This is a genomic window from Bacillus cereus group sp. MG20 (assembly GCF_040459885.1).
GTDB classification, from domain to species: domain Bacteria; phylum Bacillota; class Bacilli; order Bacillales; family Bacillaceae_G; genus Bacillus_A; species Bacillus_A cereus.
In genome coordinates this window covers 4,536,723-4,554,930 of sequence record NZ_JARVHF010000001.1, presented here as the reverse complement: position 1 = coordinate 4,554,930, position 18,208 = coordinate 4,536,723, and the positions used below count along the sequence as shown (strand labels likewise).

The window sequence follows — 18,208 nt, the reverse complement described above, 5'->3', positions numbered from 1 at the left end:
GAAAGGGGTCTACAAATTTGAAACATTATGTAGCAACAGGTTTAGCAATTACTTCTTTATTAATAATTTCTGGATGTTCTAGCAACTTCGAAACAGCACCAGTGAAGAACGAAACGGCGCAATCTCAACCAAAAAATACAGAAACAGCAAATACGAGTCCGCAAGACTTCTATAAAGAAATTACATCTGGAAAAATCGAGCACATTCACGGAATTGGTTATGCAGGAAATATGTCTGGTATTTCTATCGCCACTCATAGCGGGATAAAAGTTTATCAAAATGGAAAATGGTTTGAAACTAAGACTGAGCTACATGATTATATGGGATTTCAGGCAACGAAGAACGGATTCTTTGCCAGCGGTCACCCTGAACCAGGTGCAAATTTAAAAAATCCTTTAGGATTATTGAAAAGTTCTGATGGCGGTAATACCCTTGAAAAGCTAGCGTTTTATGGAGAATCCGATTTTCATAACCTTGCTGTCGGATATAATACGGAAGCAATTTATTTATACAACGAACGTCCTAATTCTGAATTACAACAAGGTTTTTATTTCAGTACGAACAACGGACAAGAATGGAAAAATAGTAAGTTAAAAGGTCTTTCAAGTACGATTCATTCCTTTTCAGTACATCCGAATCAATCTAGTGTAGTCGCGGTAAGTGCTAAAGACGGTGTTTACTTATCTACAGATTACGGAAATACATTTGAACTATTCTCTAAATCACTTGAATCGACCGCAATTACATTAAGTAATGAAGATGTTATTTACGCCCCTATTAATAAGCAAATCGTAACGAAGAAATCAATTGCTACAAATGAAGAAACAAACATACAAATTCCACCTTTAGATTCTAAAGATGCAATTATGTATATTTCACAAAACCCTCAAAATTCAGCTGAAATCGTATTTGCTACAATGAAATCAAATGTGTTCATCTCTACAGATGAGGGTAATACGTGGAAGCAGATTGCTAATGAAGGAACATTCCAATTTAAGTAGAAGGGTGAATATAACGTGTTTTCAACAATAAGTGAATGGAGCTATCAACTCATGTCTCCTTTAATGGATGCCGCGAATACTACGAAATCTGTACCTCTTTTATTTTCGTTTTTATTAGGCATAGTAGGTACCCTTGCTCCTTGCCAATTAACAGGAAACATTAGTGCTATTACACTTTATAGCACTCAATCTTTACAAAAGGGACATGTATGGAAACATCTACTGTTATTCATTTTAGGAAAAATAATGGCTTTTACGATACTTGGACTATTAGTATGGTTTTTAGGAAAAGAGATTCAGCAAATATTAACTTTGTATTTCCCATGGTTACGAAAAATGATGGGACCCCTATTAATTTTAATGGGGTTAATGTTGGCAGGTATTATAAAAGCAAGAAACTTCTTCTCAATCAAATTTATACGAGAACAAAATGAAGTTGGCTCATTTTTACTTGGATTCTTCTTTTCCTTAGCTTTTTGTCCGACTATGTTCGTTCTATTTTTTGGAACGTTAATCCCTTTATCTTTATCATATAATTATGGTTACTTGTTTCCAACGTTCTTTTCGATAGGAACTGCTCTTCCTATCGTCGTATTAATGTCCTTCATCTCCTATCTGGGATTAAACGGGGCATTACTGAAGAAGAGCAGGAAAATAGGAAATAGCATTCAGCGTATAGCTGGTTTTCTCCTTATTTTAATCGGATTTTATGATACTGCTCTTTATTGGTAATACATACAAAAGATAAGCTCTAGTGAAATGAGCTTATCTTTTGTAATATTATATTCATTTTTTCTTTTGCTGTAGTTGAGCTAATAAATTCTTAACAAACGCGAGAAACAGCGGGTCATTCTCTTTTTTAGGTGACCATTGCATAATAAGTTGTCGTGGAATTGTAATTTCTATCGGCTGTACAATGAAGTCATGAATAATTTGCTTATGTAGTCCTGATAACGGAACGATTGTTATACCATTAACTTGTATAGTAAGTGCTAATGCTGAACTAATTGATTCTGACTCCATCACTTTATTAACTGTTATTTCATTTTTCATCAAATACGGTTCGAGCACTTCTTTGCAACCAGAAAGCGGCATAATAAAAGGATAATTTTTTATATCATTAATAGTAAGGTTAGGCGGAACTTTTTTTGAAGAAACCATAACATACGGATCTTCACCAATGACATCATAATGAAATCCTTGTATTAAATTTTCTTTTATAGAAATAGAAAAATCTGCACTACCTGATGATAGCCAATCTAACACTTCTTGATAGCTTCCTTCTCGAACTGCAAGTACATATTGACTATGATCAATATTCCCTAGTTGAATACACTCCGCCAAACAATATACAGTAACGGAAGGATACGTAGCTAGTACAATTTTATACAAGCTTTTATTCTTCAACTGGAAAGCTGTTTCCTCAAGTTTTTCATACTCCATTAGAAGTCGATTCACACCAACTAAAAATTCTTTGCCATTTTCAGTTAGAATCGTTCCTTGTCTAGAGCGATCAAATAACGTTATAGCATATCGTTTCTCTAATTTGTTAATAATATGTGTTATTGCTGGCTGTGTCATATGTAATTCCTTTGCTGCCAGACTAATACTATTTAAACGAGCCACATATGTAAAGACTTTAAAATCAAAAACATTCATTCTGTTCTCCTTATATAAAATATATTTATATCATCTATAAATAACCTTCATTATATTTATGAAACCACTTCATTTACACTGAGTATACATCATCAATATTACAAATAGATGAAACTTATATACCCTAGAGGAGTGTTGATTAAATGAGTACTTACATTTTAGTACATGGAGCATGGCAAGGTGAATGGGCATGGGAATTAGTAAAACCTCAACTAGAGGCTTTAGGTCACACTGTTATTACACTAGACTTACCTGGAAGTGGGAAAGATACAACTCCTTCACAAAATATAACGTTAGATTCCTATGTTGATGCAGTAACAGCTAATATAAATCAACAAAATGAAAAGGTTATTCTTGTTGGACATAGTATGGGTGGAATCGTTATTACTCAAACTGCTGAACTTATACCAAATAAAATCGATAAATTAGTATATCTTTGTGCTTTCTTACCACGAAATGGAGAAAGTCTTGGTAGTAAATTAGACGGAGAAGATGGCCCGCAATTCACTATAAATGAAAATGACTTGACTGCTGAACTTATACCTAATCTAATTGAACAAACATTTTTAAATGCTACAGAAGACGGTTCTATTAAAGAAGCATCTTTTAATCAAATGCGTCCTCAACCACTAGGACCCTTCCAACAAGAGCTGAAAATATCTGAAGAAAACTTTGGAGCCATAGATCGCATTTATATTGAAACGACTCTAGATAGGGCGATTCCAATTGATTTTCAGCGCCGAATGAATACAGAAACAGCTTGCAAGAAAATTATTACTTTAGAAGCTGATCATTCTCCATTTTTCTCTAAAGCATCGGAACTTGTTCATTACTTAAATGAATTAAACTAAATTTTTCATAAAATAAATAGACACTCACAGGTGTCTATTTATTTTACTAATTAAAAGCTATCTTTACTCTATCTACATTGCCATGCCCTTTTGCTTCATCTCCCACTTTTTATACAGTAGTACTGCACCAAATAAAAATACTCCCGCAACAAATGAAGCTACTGGTAACATCTTTATCATTCCATCTGGAAATACGAGCGGCAATAATGGAAATGCATACACTGCTGGAATACGTACACCAACAATTTTTAATAAAATAAGCATTAATATCATATTTAATAAAGTGACTACAATCCATGAATCAATCGCAAAGTACAATATTGTTCCAACAGTTGCAGATGTAGTTAATACTACTATTTGTTTAAAAGCCATTTTTTCATTGTACATCGGCTTTTGAAGTGATTCATATACAACAACTAATATTGGTGGAATAACTGCTAATTGTTCATAACCAGTTATCCAACATAAACTAATCCATACGAAATTTAGTATGAGAAATACAGTCATATATTTATACTGTATTTGCACTTTTCGCTTAATACCGTTATTCAATTTAAATATAAGAACACCAACCATTAAAATAAATGTTAAAGCGAATACCGCGATAACAAATGACCATTCCGTCGCATTTGTTACTAATGGTAATAAACCTGTCGCAATAGATGGTGCTAAATTGGATTGAATTACACGTAAAAAAAGCATCATGAATACAAGCGTTAAACTTACTTTCCCTAAATAAGCAATATCCATTTGATTCACCATAAAACCAATCACAGCTGTTATTGAAGGTGCAATGAAGATTTTTTCTGGTTGCCTTAACCATCCTGGCTCACGATACGCCCATAAAGCAATTGCCATCGCTGCTATTTCCGGCAGAATAACTTCCGGATCATTTAATAACACACCCGCTGTTACCATGGCTAAAATAAATAAAATTGCAATTGTATATGAGATGATTGTTTCTTTCTTTGAAATTACTGCATTCATTATTACATACTCCTTTGTGCTCATTTCTTTCATAATGTAAAACAACAAATTTCATACCCTACTACGGTATTGTATATTAACATCTTTTCTATTTCAAGTATCATTAAGTTATTCACATCCTTTTTCACTCCATACCCTTACAAAAAAGAAATTTTTATAGACGTTGACACTTAATGAAAGATAGGTTACAATAACTATACATTAGTAAGTAACTAATGTGATTAATTCTAACTAGAGGTGAAAACAAATGCAAAACATTTTATTCCGTATTAATGAATTATCAAAAAAAGAAAGAACATCTGGATTAACAGTTGATGAAAAACAAGAACAACAAATGTTACGTCAAAACTATACAGAAACATTTCGTGGAAGCCTAGATTCCATTTTATTAAACACAAAAATTGTTGATCAAAATGGTCTTAACGTTACACCAGTCGCATTACAAGATGCTCAAATACGTTTAAAATTAAGCAAATGAGTTCCGCGCTAAAGAATTTTAATAAAACATAAACAGAGCTGGATTTCCTATATAGAAATTCCAGCTCTGTTTATTGTCTTTTCTAATTTAGTAAACGAGCGATACATCGCAATTCTCCACGACACAATCATCGCAAATGCAAGTAAGAAAAACATGCCGCTTAACTCTGCCAAATCAATTGATTGGCTTAAATATGACTTTAATGCCACGCGTACAGCTAATAAGCCTACTAAAATGAATATGAATGCTTTTGACGGTTTCATAAATATATGTTCGCCTTTTATTTCGAACTTAGTTGTTTTAATAAGAAAAATAGAGAAAATAAGCCCTATACTAATTGCCTCGACTATTTCTAACGATGTTAATCGAAAATCTGGTAAAAAGTACATCATCGCGCCTGTACTCATAAAAATTGGTGGTAATATAATTTTCTTTTTCGTTACCGGCTTTTTCGCTGCTTTAAAACGTAGAAACATTACCCCAACAGCCATACAAACCGCTATGACACTTGATAAAAGTGCTATCATACTTTCCACTCCTATCTATTTAAATGACTTTTTTAGCAAAATCATAAACCAATAAGTAACTACATGCCACATTATAGAATTTCTTCATTATATTCCTCCTGCTGTAAACTTTCCATATTGGCTGCAATCATTTTACGCAAAGTTTATGAACGGAATATGAACAAAAAAGCCATTCTGCAATTAATAATTGCAAAATGGCTTTTTAACTTATTTTAAATCGTCAATTGTGAAAGCACCTGGAAGTAATTGCTCAACAGTCACTTCTTTTTCATCACCTTTTACATTCGTTAGTAATACAGACATTTTCGGATCACAGAATTCAGCAATTACTTGTCTACACGCACCACATGGTGAAATCGGTCCATCAGTTTCTCCTGTAATAACTAAGTAACTAAAATCGCGCTCCCCTTCTGATACCGCTTTAAATATTGCTGTTCTTTCTGCACAGTTACATAAACCATAAGAAGCATTTTCTATATTACAACCAGTATAGATTTTCCCTTCTTTCGTAACTAACGCTGCGCCAACAGGAAATTTAGAATACGGAATATACGCTTTCGATAACATCTTGTTTGCTTCTTCAATATATTTTTTCTTATCCATATTATTTCCCCCTCAAAGTAAATGAAATGATCATTAGTCAGTAATAACTGTATGAACTAATTTAGGAGCCACTGCTGTTTCAGCGATAGAGATGTTCTCATAAATTTTTGCTTTTACATCTTCTACATTTTCACGATTTGCGTAGATTGTTACGAACGGCTCGCCTTCTTTTACTGCATCGCCAACTTTTTTACGTAACATTAACCCTACTGCTAAATCGATTTCATCTTCCTTCGTTGCACGACCTGCACCAAGTAACATAGCTGCAATACCAATCTCATCTGCAACAATGTTAGAAATAACACCTGAAGTTTTTGCAGGTACATCAATTACATACTTCGCTTGTGGCATTTTTTCTGGATTGTCTACAATTGAGCTATCTCCGCCTTGATTGCTTAAGAACTCTTTAAATTTCGCAGTTGCTTTTCCGTTTTTCATCACTTCAATTAGCATTTCACGAGCTTCTTCTAACGTATTTGCTTTTTTCGAAAGTACGACCATTTGACTTCCTAATACAAGTACTAATTCTGTTAAATCTTCTGGACCTTCACCTTTTAACGTATCAATCGCTTCTTTCACTTCTAGAGCATTGCCAATCGCAAATCCAAGAGGTTGTGACATATCTGAAATAACTGCCATTGTTTGACGTCCTACATTATTTCCGATACGTACCATTGCATGTGCTAATTCTTTTGCATCTTCTTCTGTTTTCATAAATGCACCAGCACCTGTTTTTACATCAAGTACGATTGCGTCAGCACCAGCTGCAATTTTTTTACTCATAATTGAACTTGCGATTAAAGGAATTGAGTTAACAGTTCCTGTTACGTCGCGTAATGCATAAATCTTTTTATCTGCAGGTGTTAAGTTTCCTGTTTGTCCAATAACAGCTACTTTGTCACGGTTTACAATATCAATGAATTGTTCTTTCGTAATTTCAACGTGGAATCCTTCTACCGCTTCTAATTTATCAATTGTTCCGCCTGTATGTCCTAAACCACGACCAGACATTTTTGCTACTGGTACATCTAAAGCAGCTACTAATGGTCCTAATACTAATGTTGTTGTATCACCAACACCGCCAGTTGAATGTTTGTCTACTTTAATTCCTTCAATTGCTGATAAGTCGATCGTTTCTCCAGACTCAACCATCGCCATAGTTAAATCTGCACGTTCGCGATCTGTCATATCTTTAAAGAAGATTGCCATTGCAAGCGCACTCACTTGATAATCAGGAATACTTCCGTCTGTATATCCATTAATAAAGAATTTGATTTCTTCAGTCGTTAATTCTTTGCCGTCACGTTTTTTTGCAATAATATCTACCATTCTCATTACAATCACCATTCCTTTTTATATGATATGAATCTATTAAAATAATAAGCCAACGATCGTTGCTGATAAGAAACTTACTAATGTTGCACCGAATAGTAATTTCAAACCAAATCTTGCGACTACATTCCCTTGCTTTTCATTTAAGCTCTTAACTGCCCCTGCAATAATCCCAATTGAAGAGAAGTTTGCAAATGAAACTAAAAATACAGAGATAATCGCTGTCGTTCTATCTGAGAAATTAAAGTTTCCTTGTGCTAAATCTGTCATAGCGACAAATTCATTTGATACTAATTTTGTTGCCATAATATTTCCGGCATTAACTGCTTCATGCCAAGGTACACCCATAATAAATGCAAATGGTGCAAATGCATAACCAAGAATTTCTTGGAATGAAATACCGATTACACCTTTAAATACTGCATTAATGAATGCGATAAGAGCAACGAAACCGACTAACATAGCTGCTACTGTAATCGCAACTTTAAATCCATCAATAATGTATTCCCCTAATACTTCAAAGAAGGTCTTCTTCTCTTCTTCTTGTACTTCTAACATATCTTCTTCCTCAGTAACTTCATATGGGTTAATGATAGAAGCAATGATGAAACCACCGAATAAGTTAAGCACTAAAGCGGTTACAACATATTGTGGTTTTAATAACACCATATATGATCCAACGATAGACATAGAAACTGTAGACATTGCTGATGCACATAATGTATACATTCTTTTCTCTGGCAATAACCCTAGTTGTTTCTTAACTGAAATAAATACTTCAGATTGTCCTAAAATCGCAGATGCAACAGCGTTATATGATTCTAGTTTCCCCATTCCATTTACTTTACTTAATGCTAGACCGATAGATTTCACAATAATAGGTAATACTTTAATATGTTGCAAAATACCTATTAAGGCTGATATAAATACGATTGGCATTAATACACTTAAAAAGAACGAAAACTCTTTTTGATTTACTAATCCACCAAATACGAAATTCACACCGTCAGCGGCATATTTTAATAACTCTCCAAAACCATCTGCTATTCCGCTAATTAATATATTCCCTACACTTGTATTTAATAATAGAAACCCCAAAATGAATTGTAATATAACCATCGTTATGATTGGACGATATTTGACTTTCTTTCTATCATTACTAGCAAGCCAAGCGATACCTAAAATCAATACGAGGCCAAAAACACCGATTAAGTATTTCATAAGCCGTTTCCTCCCATTCGTATCCGCTTACATTTTTTTCAATTATTAAAGCAATAGATATACTTTAAACGTATATCTATTGCTTTAAGCTTTTATCGATTAGTAGTTATCTGTAGCACCTTTTGCATCATTTAATACGATTGCAACACTAGCACTTGCTCCAACGCGAGAAGCTCCAGCAGCTACCATTTTGTCTGCATCTTCACGTGTACGAACACCGCCAGATGCTTTTACACCAACGTTTGGTCCTACTGTTTTACGCATTAATGCGATATCTTCAGCAGTTGCTCCGCCAGTTGAGAATCCAGTTGAAGTTTTTACGAAATCAGCACCAGCTTTTACTGATAATTCACAAGCACGTACTTTCTCTTCATCTGTTAATAGGCAAGTTTCAATGATTACTTTTACAAGAGCTTTTCCTTTTGCTGCTTGTACTACTTCATAAATGTCTTTTTCAACAAATTCGTTATCGCCATCTTTTAAAGCGCCTACGTTGATTACCATATCAACTTCAGTTGCACCTTTTGCGATAGCATCTTTTGTTTCAAATGCTTTTGTTTCAGTAGTGCTTGCTCCTAATGGGAAACCGATTACAGTACAAACGTCTACATCATGTCCAGCTAGTTCATCAGCCGCTAATTTTACCCATGTTGGGTTAATACAAACAGAAGCGAATTTATATTCCTTTGCTTCTTCGATTACTTTCATAACATCTTCTTTAGTAGTATTAGCTTTTAAAATTGTATGGTCAATTAACTTTGCAATGTTCATTATCTTCACTCCTCATATCTTTTAACAACTTCATTCTAACTCTTAGTTGAACAAATGTAAATACACTTTTGAAATTTTGTTCATTCTTTTTTAAAAGGCATTTTCTTGTAGTAAATAAAGCGCATTCTAACAAAGAACACTTCCTATATAATCAAATTTTCTATGTTAACAATGGTAGTATGTATCTCCATATCCATAATTATTTTTAAAAAGGCAATTTGTGTTCAAAAAAGACTCCTATCATTCATACATAACAAAATAAAAGGAGTTCTCAAAATTAACATTTTGAGAACTCCTTTTATTTCTAACCTTTTTGATAATGTAACAGTTCTTTTGCTGTATGCTGATCGATAATTAATACATTTGCATACCCGCCACGTAACGCACCATCAATTGCTTTTATTTTTCTATTACCACCTGCAACTAAAATAGAGCGTTTCTTTAATTTCAGTTCCTCTAACTCAATTCCAATTGTACGCTGATTAATCTCTTCGCTACTAATATTTCCGTCTCCATCAAAGAAACGTGAACAAATGTCACCGACTGATTGTTTTTTGAGTAAACTTGTTTCATCCTTATCGAAATAACCTAATCGGAATAATAGCGCTTCGTCTCGCACTGTTCCTACAGTGAAAATTGCAATATTCGCTTGTTTTCCCATTTCGATAATGTGATGAATATGTCGATCCTGCTCCACTAATTCTTTTGTCACTGCATTATCAAATATAACCGGAAGAGGTAGATTTCTTGGCGTCGTTTGAAAAGCATCTGCAAATAAAGCTATCGTCTCATTCGCATATGTATTTACACTTGAATGACTAATACCACCTTTTAGCTGGACAACCTCTACCCCTTTTACATGTTGCGGTACGATTTTTCTAGCGATTTCATACATAGTCATGCCCCAGCTTACACCAACAATATCACCGTTTTTAACCGTCTTTTCCATATACTCAGCAGCATATTTACTTATATACTCTGTAATCGTTGCATATTCCGGCACTGGAGAAAATACCACATGTGCCTCTAACAAGTTGTACTTTTCTTTCAGTAAATTCCCGACGTTATCTAAATCAGCAAATGGATCAGCGATGCTAATTTGAACAAACCCTTTTTCTTTCGCGTACTTTAACAATCTAGAAATCGTCGGTCTTGAAATATTTAATTTATTAGCAATTTCTTGCTGACTATAATCTGATTGATAATATAATCTTGCAACTTCAACGCTTAATTGTTGTTTATCTTTTTCCATAGTAACTCATTACAAATCCCTTCCTGTATTTCCCTTTCGTTACAAGCATTATACAGCTTTATGCAAAAAAATTCGACTACCGAATTTTATCTAACTGAACTTCTATTCCACTTATTATATACAATGAAACCTTATTGTGTAGATTTACAAACCCAATATAGAAACACTTAAAACATATAAATCGGTTTATATGTAATTCTTTATTGCTTTTCCTGTAGTAACGATAACAAAGCCGTTCAATAAGAAACATGAAACATCGTCTAAAAGCTATTCAAATACCCCTCATAAACAAAAGATACTGTTCATAAGGGGTATGTATTCAATTTAAGTTTATAAAAATCGGATGGAAACACTGCAAGTTCTCACTTATTTAGAATAAGAGAAAAGATGATGTTTTATTTGTTCAATAAAATAATGATGGTGTATATTATCGTTAGATACGCGACTTGCCATAATAGCTCCCTCCATTGAAGATGCAAGAAAAGAAGCGAGCGATATAATATCTATATCTTCTTTAAGTTCTTGTTTCTCTATTCCTTCTTTTATGAGAGAAGCCATTAACATTACTGTATCATCATAACCTTTTGCTGCTGCTTTTTGTAATTCTGGAAATACTCCAGTACTTTCAATTGCGCTATTAAGTAATGGACAGCCTCCAGCAATAGGAGGATTATTAGCTGCATCTTGATATACAAGGAAAATTGCAAGGATTTTATCGATTGCTGTCTTTTTATTTTCCATTGCTTTATGAAAATGACTCCACATAATCTCACCACTTTTGTCATAGGCAGCAAGGACAATTTCTTCTTTACTTTTGAATCTACGATAAATAGATCCTTTAGGTAGTTCAGTAGCTGTCATTATATCCTGTATGGATGTGCGAGTTATCCCATTAGTATTAAATAAATATAAAGATGTTTCAATAATTTTTTCTTTAATCTTATCAACTTTAGTCATACTTTGTAATCCTCCTAATAAAAACGAGCTTAATATTCCAGGTGATATTTACCATCTATTTTCTTGGAATTTTTTTGTAAGTATAAATAAGTTTGGAACAAAAATATATTATCCATCCCTATATTATGTGAACCTCAAACAATACAGTTTGAAAAGAGGTAATCAAATTGTATTATCTGTATCATTCAAATAAATTTTCTGTCAAAATCAACATGTCCAATTATTTAATTCAGTCCTGTTATACAACTAATTTCACCTACAATTGTAGAAGGTGTAAAAATATATAGTTAATTTTAACGTATAGACTATGATTATTATATATAATTTTTATTAATATGTTTAGCTAAAGTGTTTGAACCACCCCACTCTCACTTCATTCTATAAAAGATTAATGATTAATGATTATTGGAATTAAATTGTAACAAAGCAACTGAGATATAAATATATTTGCTTTTTACCATTTTGATTTCGTTAAAAGGGTTTAAAAAACTAGAAACTTGTAGTATCATTAGATTTCGATTCAGACCGAACCGTCCGGTTTTTGATATAAATATATTTAGAAGGAGAACGTTATGCAGAAAGAAAAATCAAAGATTATAGGTAATTTAATTACGGGGGCAATAAAGTGAACTTTATAAAAATGAATAAAAAAGAAATTATTATGCTAATAGTTTATACAATGTTTGCACTACTCCAAATTGGCTTGTTCATATTATTTGGCCTATCACTTTTAACTAACAGTAATTTAGTTGAATCAGAATTTGCTCTTAGTGCCATCGGTTTGACTGTACCTGCTATTGTAGGAATAATTTTCTTTAGGAAAGAAATTATTGAAAGTTTTACTTATTTTAAAGAGAAAACAATTTTGAAAATAGTAAGCATTCCTATGGTGGTTTTACTTATGGTAATTGTGGAAAATTCTATTATGCATTTTCTAAACATAGGTCAGCCAGAGAACCAAGAACAGGTCCTTACAAGGGGCGCAGAGGTGCCTATTATATTCACATTACTTCTATTTGGGATTATAGGGCCAATAATTGAAGAAATCATATTTCGTCATATATTAGTGAATCGTTTTTCGGAATATGTTGGTACTGCTATTGCATCCATCGTTTCGATTATAATTTTTGCAGGTCTTCATTCAAATCAACTTTCGGATCTTGCTATATATTTACCTGGCACGGTGATGCTTACTGCGGCTTATCTTATTTCTAATAGATCCCTTGCATATGTTATAGCGATACATATGTTAAACAATTTTATTCCTTTTATTTAATTGCATATGTCATAACAAGACATATGTAATTGAAGGTTTTGATGCAAAAATACTCTATGTTTCTATCGAGTATTTTTGGTACCAGAACCACTTTTTCTAAGGCATAAGAAATCTTATCAAAACTACAACTTATTAGGAGAGTGTCGGTCATGATTGTAACAACAACTTCTGGAATTCAAGGTAAAGAAATTATTGAGTATATTGATATTGTAAATGGTGAAGCTATTATGGGTGCAAACATTGTCCGCGATTTATTCGCTTCAGTTCGTGATGTTGTCGGTGGCCGTGCTGGTGCTTATGAAAGTAAGCTAAAAGACGCTCGTGATATTGCAATGGACGAAATGAAAGAACTTGCAAAACAAAAAGGTGCGAACGCTATCGTTGGTATTGACGTAGATTACGAAGTTGTACGTGATGGAATGTTAATGGTTGCTGTCAGTGGTACAGCTGTACGTATATAAGTAAATAAAAAAACGGTTCCTCCCTTGGAATTTATACTTTGAGGAGGGGCCTGGTTCTGTTGCAGATTTTAAAGAATAAAAAGAGATGTTGATAAAGCATTATACGTCGAAAAAACACAGTTTGAGTGTAAACTGTGTTTTTTTATATAGAAGCCTCATCCCATCACTATCAAGCTAAAATTTTGTGTTAACTTGTACAAAATGTACATTTTTTACTTTGGGGTAATTTTGAATCCTTAAGCTTATGGGCATGTGCTGGTACCCTCTAATACTGTACAAATTTTTTATAAATGGTTGTAAGGTTCTACGTTTTTGACCATTCTGTACAACGATAACTTTGGTTTATTGATTTCACCTGTAATCTGGTAGCCTATCCTCTGATACAATTTAATGGCAAGTTGGTTCTCTTTCTTTACCGTTAGAGAGCATTTGGCAAAGCCTTGCAGCGAAGCTTGTTCCTCAGCAAACTCAATTAATCTGGTACCTATCCCTAGTCCTCGACTTTCGGGCAGTAAGGCAATTGTTCCGATGTGAAACTCGTCATCTTCTCCCTCCTTCAAGGTAAACATGGAATAAAGCATTTTGATATTCAGAATGTTATAAACAACAAAACCCAGCCTTCGGAACGAAAGCAGCTGTTTAAAAGTCGGCCAGGCAAGACGATTTAAAACGGGTATGGGATAGCAAGTAATCATCCCTAAAGTTTTCCCGTCCATTTGAGCTTCATAGGCGTATTGATGACTAAAACGGTTGTTCTCCTGCCGCCATAGCTTACAAAATGTCCAATCGACTGTGTTCTTCTCCTCAGATCCTGCAAGTGGAAACGCCATGTATTCCAATGCCATTACATTTAGCTGGGCGCCGACCATGGATTGATGAACAGCCTTTACAATAGAGATTTTATTCATTATCCTATTGCTCCTTTTCACTTTCTATATTATTAATATTAATTATCATGGATTTGAATCAGTTCACTTCCCTCTCAATTCATCCTTAGCTTTGAAACCATAATAAAATGTATTTAAAACAAGCTCTGCAGCAGATTTTTTAGCCACATTTCCTTCATGTACCTGTTCCCAGGTATGGAAAAGCAGAGCATAAAGCGTATTCAAAATCCATTCACTGCTAACTGTTTGCTGAAAGTAACCTCTTTGTTGTAGCAATTCAATAACGCGTCTTAAGGGTTCCCTCAGCTTCTCTTCTGCTTCACCTAATTCTTTGTTGTTAAATACAGATGCATCATGACCTAGAAAATAGATTTTGTCACCTAAAGGGATTAACGCTTCAATGAGTTCCGGGATATAGTTTTCACTTCTTTCCTCATCCAGTGGAATCTGGTTTACAGTATCACTTACCAGTTGTATAGCCCGATGGCCCAAGAACAGCATCAATTTCTCCCTGCTTTCGACGTAGCGATGGAGTGTAGCAATTCCAATTCCCGCATATTCCGCAATTTCATTCATCGAAGCAGTAGGATTTTCAACAAGCAATATAGTAGCTGAATCAAGAATTGCATTAAATCTCGCTTCCTTCAACGCTGACAAGTCTTTCTTCATCGTCAATCTCTCCCTTTTTCTGTATAAAGTCGTCATTTTTGATAGATAAATATATCATTTGATATTATAATAAACAATCTCAAATAAAGTGTCCAGCTGCTGAATGTAGCTTTTCAAAAAGAATTATATTCCTGAAACTGATAGTACTTTGAATGTTTCATTTTTAGCATTTCATTATTTAGATAACGATGAAGAAATTAAATTCTTTAATGTAATAAATACAAGAGCCAAAGGAAATGGTACGAATCGCTTTCTTAGTAGAAAAAATGATTACCTTATCTGGTTTTTTTAACTATTTTTATGACGAATTAATAATTACAGTAATTTTTCTACTTTTATTAAATCCGTTTGCACTTCATTTAATTATTGAATATTTTATAATGAAGTTACTTTCTGCATAAAGTTATCGGTTTACTTTAAAATTCACTTCCGGGTATTTGGTCATCAGCCTTTTAAGGGTTGAGCCGTCATCCTTCTGTTTTACATACTGGTCAAAAAATGCCAGGCTGAATTCGTTAATAATACGATGAACTTCCTTTGGATTTTCACCTGGGCTCTGCAACAGAGGTGAGAACAAATGTAAATCGGTAAAGCTTGTATGATCCGTATGAGGAATGACCATTGACATACCACCACCAGCTAACCCACGTCCGTATCGCTCCCTCACTTCAAAGGGATCTGCTTCATCAGGCTCTTCTGCACTCATGAGCAGAAATGGTTTTCCAATGCCACTTTCAGGCAAGATTTCACCATACAATGTACCATCCATATTGATAGCTGCTTTGACACGAGAATCTTTTGCAAGTATTTGTGCTGCGGTAGCTCCACCGTAAGAGTGGCCAAACATTCCAATTCGCGAGGTATCCAGTCTTCCTGTAAAGAAACCAGTCTCATCGTTTTCGTTAAGTTTCTCTATCTGATTAAGGACAAAGCTGACATCTTCCTCCCATAATTTTATGTGACTATCTCCTTCATCAGTTAAATTAATGGGCTGTACGTAAGCAGTTCGACCACCTGGAAAGACGGTAGCTGCAGCATCGAAGGTATGATCGATACTTAGAACAATATATCCTTGACTAGCCAACTCCTCAACTTGAAACGTGTTTTGATTACGAAAACCATTAAAACCATGAGAGAAGAGTAATATGGGATAGTGATTCTCTGAGTCTGAGAGTTGTAAATCCATAAACGAATGAGACTTTACCAATTCCATGTGGCTGAATGCAAATGCAGGAATAGACAATGTTTTTTCCAATCCCTTGGAGAGCTCATTTATGTTACGAATATAAGGTTCTGGATCCCCCTTGCTTTTTTCAGCTGCAGGATACCAAATTTGCACCATCAGTTCGCGCCGATCATTTGGATTTTTCGAATATGGTTCATTTCTCTGATGATCAACCCAATGATATAGCTTCGTACCGATCTTATGTGGACCAGTTGGTTCTTCAAATGAAAATACTGGCATAAGTAAGGGTAGCGCAACTGCTACAGACAAATAGATACATAGTAACGAAGTCTTAACTATGAATATACCCGAACTTCTAAAGCCCTTTTTCCGCCCAGCTAATAAATAGCATAAAATTAAGATAACTGGGGATACATATGCCGGAATCATCTGCCACCTAAAACCTTCTGCCAATAACTGAACTGTAACCATTACAACGGCAATCAAAGTAGCTAATTTAGACCACTTTTTCGTTTCTCTGCCTATTAACAGTATCCAACTCAATAGACTAAAATTCACTACTATCAAAACAACTTCCCAGAAATTCATTGGCCTATCTCCTTTGCATGCATTTTACTTCTAATTAAAGAGGTAGTTTTCAGCCTAAGCAAAAGCAGATGAAACACCTATATAGTTGCACTAATTATGCTTAGTAACCGTTTCATCCACTCTACTCCTTTATTCAAATTAAAAACTTAAAATGCCCAGCTACCTTTACGGAAAATTGGTTCTACAGTTCCATCTGGTAGAATACCGTCAATGTCCATCTCACTGCTGCCAATCATAAAGTCCTCATGTGTTACAGAAATATTTGCCCCTAACGTTTCAAGCTGATCGTTTTCTAAATCTCTTCCACCCTCTAAGCAAGTTGGATAAGCTTTACCAATCGCTAAATGGTTCGATGCATTTTCATCAAACAATGTATTAAAATATAAAATTCCCGATGCTGAAATTGGTGATTCATGTGGTACAAGTGCTACTTCACCTAAATAGCAAGAGCCTTCATCCACATTAATAAGCTCTTGTAATAAATCATGCCCTACCTGTGCTTCAGCTTTAACAATTTTTCCTTCTTCAAATGTCAGTTTAAAGCCATCGATAATATTCCCTTGATAAACCAATGGTTTTGTATTGCTTACATAGCCATTTACACCTTGTTTCATCGGTAACGTATAAACCTCTTCTGTCGGCATATTAGCCATAAAGATAGTATCATCAGGAGTTTTACCACCTCCAGTAACCCATTTATGCTGTTGTGCTAATGCAATTGTTAAATCAGTACCTGGCGCTGTATAGTGAAGCTTCATATATTTTTTATCGTTCAGTAGGACCGCACGAGATTCTAAATTTGTTACATGTTCACGCCATTTTTCAATAGCACTGCCGTCACCAATACGAACAGCTTTAAAAATAGCCTCCCATAATGCTGGTACTTGATCCTCAGTTGCTAAACCTGGGAACACCTTCGATGCCCACTTTGGTGAAGGAACTGCTACCATCGACCAAGCTATTGAATCCTTCATTACGGCGTTGCGATTGTTTCTCAGAGCAGCTCCTGCTACCTTTTGATAGGTAGCTAGACGATCAGATGAAATACCTGTAAATTTATCAGGATCTGTAGCATCTATCATTAATAGTGCTCCTTTACGTTCGATCAGCTCATCATTCATTTTGACTATCCACTCTGGGAAGCGATTAAATTCTTCATCTGAGGCATAATCAAAGTAAGCACGTTCCATTTCTTCATCCGAAAAATTAACATGAACACGCCCTGCCCCAGCCTTATAAGCCTCTTTCACAATTATACGGGCGAAATCCAATGCATCCACTGATGTATTGACTAATAAGTATTGCCCTGGTTGAATATTGACACCGATTTTCACCGTAAGTTCTGCATATGCTTGTAATTTTTCTTCAAAAGTCATATTATTTACCTCGCTTTTATTAAATTGGTTTTGAATTCCCCTCACTAACTTACTTTCTGAACAGGTTTTCTCAGAATTTCCATTTCCCATTTTTTATTAGAACATGATAACAACTAATGGATTTTT

20 protein-coding genes are annotated in these 18,208 nt (G+C 34.4%); 7 read left to right on the top strand and 13 right to left on the bottom strand.

Annotated features, from left to right (window positions below):
• The first annotated feature begins 17 nt into the window (after positions 1–17).
• Together QCI81_RS23430 and QCI81_RS23425 are read left to right on the top strand one after the other, a co-directional pair.
• Positions 18–1,001 (top strand): F510_1955 family glycosylhydrolase, encoded by a 984-nt coding sequence (locus QCI81_RS23430; protein WP_063547068.1) that lies wholly within the window; start codon positions 18–20, stop codon positions 999–1,001.
• A 15-nt stretch (positions 1,002–1,016) separates the two neighbouring features.
• Positions 1,017–1,733: an urease accessory protein UreH domain-containing protein gene (locus tag QCI81_RS23425; protein WP_222592260.1), complete on the top strand. Its 717-nt coding sequence runs from the start codon at positions 1,017–1,019 to the stop codon at positions 1,731–1,733.
• A gap of 54 nt (positions 1,734–1,787) precedes the next feature.
• On the opposite strand, the gene QCI81_RS23420 is transcribed toward QCI81_RS23425, so the two are convergent.
• The gene (locus QCI81_RS23420) at positions 1,788–2,660 is read right to left on the bottom strand and encodes a LysR family transcriptional regulator (RefSeq protein ID WP_001100328.1); all 873 of its coding nucleotides are present in this window, start codon (positions 2,658–2,660) and stop codon (positions 1,788–1,790) included.
• A gap of 143 nt (positions 2,661–2,803) precedes the next feature.
• Between QCI81_RS23420 and QCI81_RS23415 the strand changes: the two genes are divergently transcribed.
• Positions 2,804–3,511 carry an alpha/beta fold hydrolase gene (locus QCI81_RS23415; RefSeq protein ID WP_023521695.1) on the top strand — a complete coding sequence of 236 codons (708 nt, stop codon included), beginning with the start codon at positions 2,804–2,806 and terminating at the stop codon, positions 3,509–3,511.
• A gap of 72 nt (positions 3,512–3,583) precedes the next feature.
• On the opposite strand, the gene QCI81_RS23410 is transcribed toward QCI81_RS23415, so the two are convergent.
• Positions 3,584–4,498 carry a membrane protein gene (locus tag QCI81_RS23410; protein WP_000994724.1) on the bottom strand — a complete coding sequence of 305 codons (915 nt, stop codon included), beginning with the start codon at positions 4,496–4,498 and terminating at the stop codon, positions 3,584–3,586.
• Positions 4,499–4,745: 247 nt separating this feature from the next.
• On the opposite strand from QCI81_RS23410, the gene QCI81_RS23405 reads away from it, so the two are divergent.
• On the top strand, positions 4,746–4,976 hold the full coding sequence (locus QCI81_RS23405) for a DUF896 domain-containing protein (protein WP_071730965.1): 231 nt from the start codon (positions 4,746–4,748) through the stop codon (positions 4,974–4,976).
• A 47-nt stretch (positions 4,977–5,023) separates the two neighbouring features.
• Here QCI81_RS23405 and QCI81_RS23400 read toward each other — a convergent pair whose 3' ends face one another.
• From QCI81_RS23400 to QCI81_RS23370, 7 genes are all read right to left on the bottom strand, one after another.
• Positions 5,024–5,503: a CcdC family protein gene (locus QCI81_RS23400; protein WP_071730964.1), complete on the bottom strand. Its 480-nt coding sequence runs from the start codon at positions 5,501–5,503 to the stop codon at positions 5,024–5,026.
• Between the two features lie 207 nt (positions 5,504–5,710).
• A complete protein-coding gene (locus QCI81_RS23395) occupies positions 5,711–6,106 on the bottom strand; it encodes a cytidine deaminase (protein ID WP_071730962.1) in 396 nt (131 codons plus the stop codon).
• 33 nt (positions 6,107–6,139) lie between these two features.
• Positions 6,140–7,441, bottom strand: coding sequence for a pyrimidine-nucleoside phosphorylase (locus tag QCI81_RS23390; protein WP_071730960.1), 1,302 nt, complete (start codon positions 7,439–7,441; stop codon positions 6,140–6,142).
• A gap of 36 nt (positions 7,442–7,477) precedes the next feature.
• Positions 7,478–8,659: a NupC/NupG family nucleoside CNT transporter gene (locus tag QCI81_RS23385; protein WP_000876188.1), complete on the bottom strand. Its 1,182-nt coding sequence runs from the start codon at positions 8,657–8,659 to the stop codon at positions 7,478–7,480.
• 99 nt (positions 8,660–8,758) lie between these two features.
• On the bottom strand, positions 8,759–9,430 hold the full coding sequence (deoC, locus tag QCI81_RS23380; protein ID WP_001017440.1) for a deoxyribose-phosphate aldolase: 672 nt from the start codon (positions 9,428–9,430) through the stop codon (positions 8,759–8,761).
• A 304-nt stretch (positions 9,431–9,734) separates the two neighbouring features.
• A complete protein-coding gene (locus QCI81_RS23375) occupies positions 9,735–10,682 on the bottom strand; it encodes a DNA-binding transcriptional repressor DeoR (RefSeq protein ID WP_071730958.1) in 948 nt (315 codons plus the stop codon).
• A gap of 366 nt (positions 10,683–11,048) precedes the next feature.
• On the bottom strand, positions 11,049–11,639 hold the full coding sequence (locus QCI81_RS23370) for a TetR/AcrR family transcriptional regulator (RefSeq protein WP_000169640.1): 591 nt from the start codon (positions 11,637–11,639) through the stop codon (positions 11,049–11,051).
• A gap of 625 nt (positions 11,640–12,264) precedes the next feature.
• On the opposite strand from QCI81_RS23370, the gene QCI81_RS23365 reads away from it, so the two are divergent.
• Both QCI81_RS23365 and QCI81_RS23360 read left to right on the top strand, forming a co-directional pair.
• Positions 12,265–12,915, top strand: a complete 651-nt coding sequence (locus QCI81_RS23365) for a CPBP family glutamic-type intramembrane protease (RefSeq protein ID WP_001009308.1) — start codon at positions 12,265–12,267, stop codon at positions 12,913–12,915.
• A gap of 149 nt (positions 12,916–13,064) precedes the next feature.
• Entirely contained in the window at positions 13,065–13,376 is a 312-nt protein-coding gene (locus QCI81_RS23360) for a heavy metal-binding domain-containing protein (protein ID WP_000637505.1), read from the top strand.
• Between the two features lie 284 nt (positions 13,377–13,660).
• On the opposite strand, the gene QCI81_RS23355 is transcribed toward QCI81_RS23360, so the two are convergent.
• Both QCI81_RS23355 and QCI81_RS23350 read right to left on the bottom strand, forming a co-directional pair.
• On the bottom strand, positions 13,661–14,284 hold the full coding sequence (locus QCI81_RS23355; RefSeq protein ID WP_001033859.1) for a GNAT family N-acetyltransferase: 624 nt from the start codon (positions 14,282–14,284) through the stop codon (positions 13,661–13,663).
• A 63-nt stretch (positions 14,285–14,347) separates the two neighbouring features.
• On the bottom strand, positions 14,348–14,932 hold the full coding sequence (locus tag QCI81_RS23350) for a TetR/AcrR family transcriptional regulator (protein WP_000710981.1): 585 nt from the start codon (positions 14,930–14,932) through the stop codon (positions 14,348–14,350).
• Between the two features lie 236 nt (positions 14,933–15,168).
• Between QCI81_RS23350 and QCI81_RS23345 the strand changes: the two genes are divergently transcribed.
• Positions 15,169–15,333 carry a hypothetical protein gene (locus tag QCI81_RS23345; protein WP_016082058.1) on the top strand — a complete coding sequence of 55 codons (165 nt, stop codon included), beginning with the start codon at positions 15,169–15,171 and terminating at the stop codon, positions 15,331–15,333.
• A gap of 2 nt (positions 15,334–15,335) precedes the next feature.
• Here the strand turns inward: QCI81_RS23345 and QCI81_RS23340 are convergent, their stop codons facing one another.
• A complete protein-coding gene (locus tag QCI81_RS23340; protein WP_071730957.1) occupies positions 15,336–16,706 on the bottom strand; it encodes an alpha/beta hydrolase family protein in 1,371 nt (456 codons plus the stop codon).
• Between the two features lie 146 nt (positions 16,707–16,852).
• A complete protein-coding gene (locus QCI81_RS23335) occupies positions 16,853–18,082 on the bottom strand; it encodes an aminopeptidase (RefSeq protein WP_071730955.1) in 1,230 nt (409 codons plus the stop codon).
• Positions 18,083–18,208: the final 126 nt, after the last annotated feature.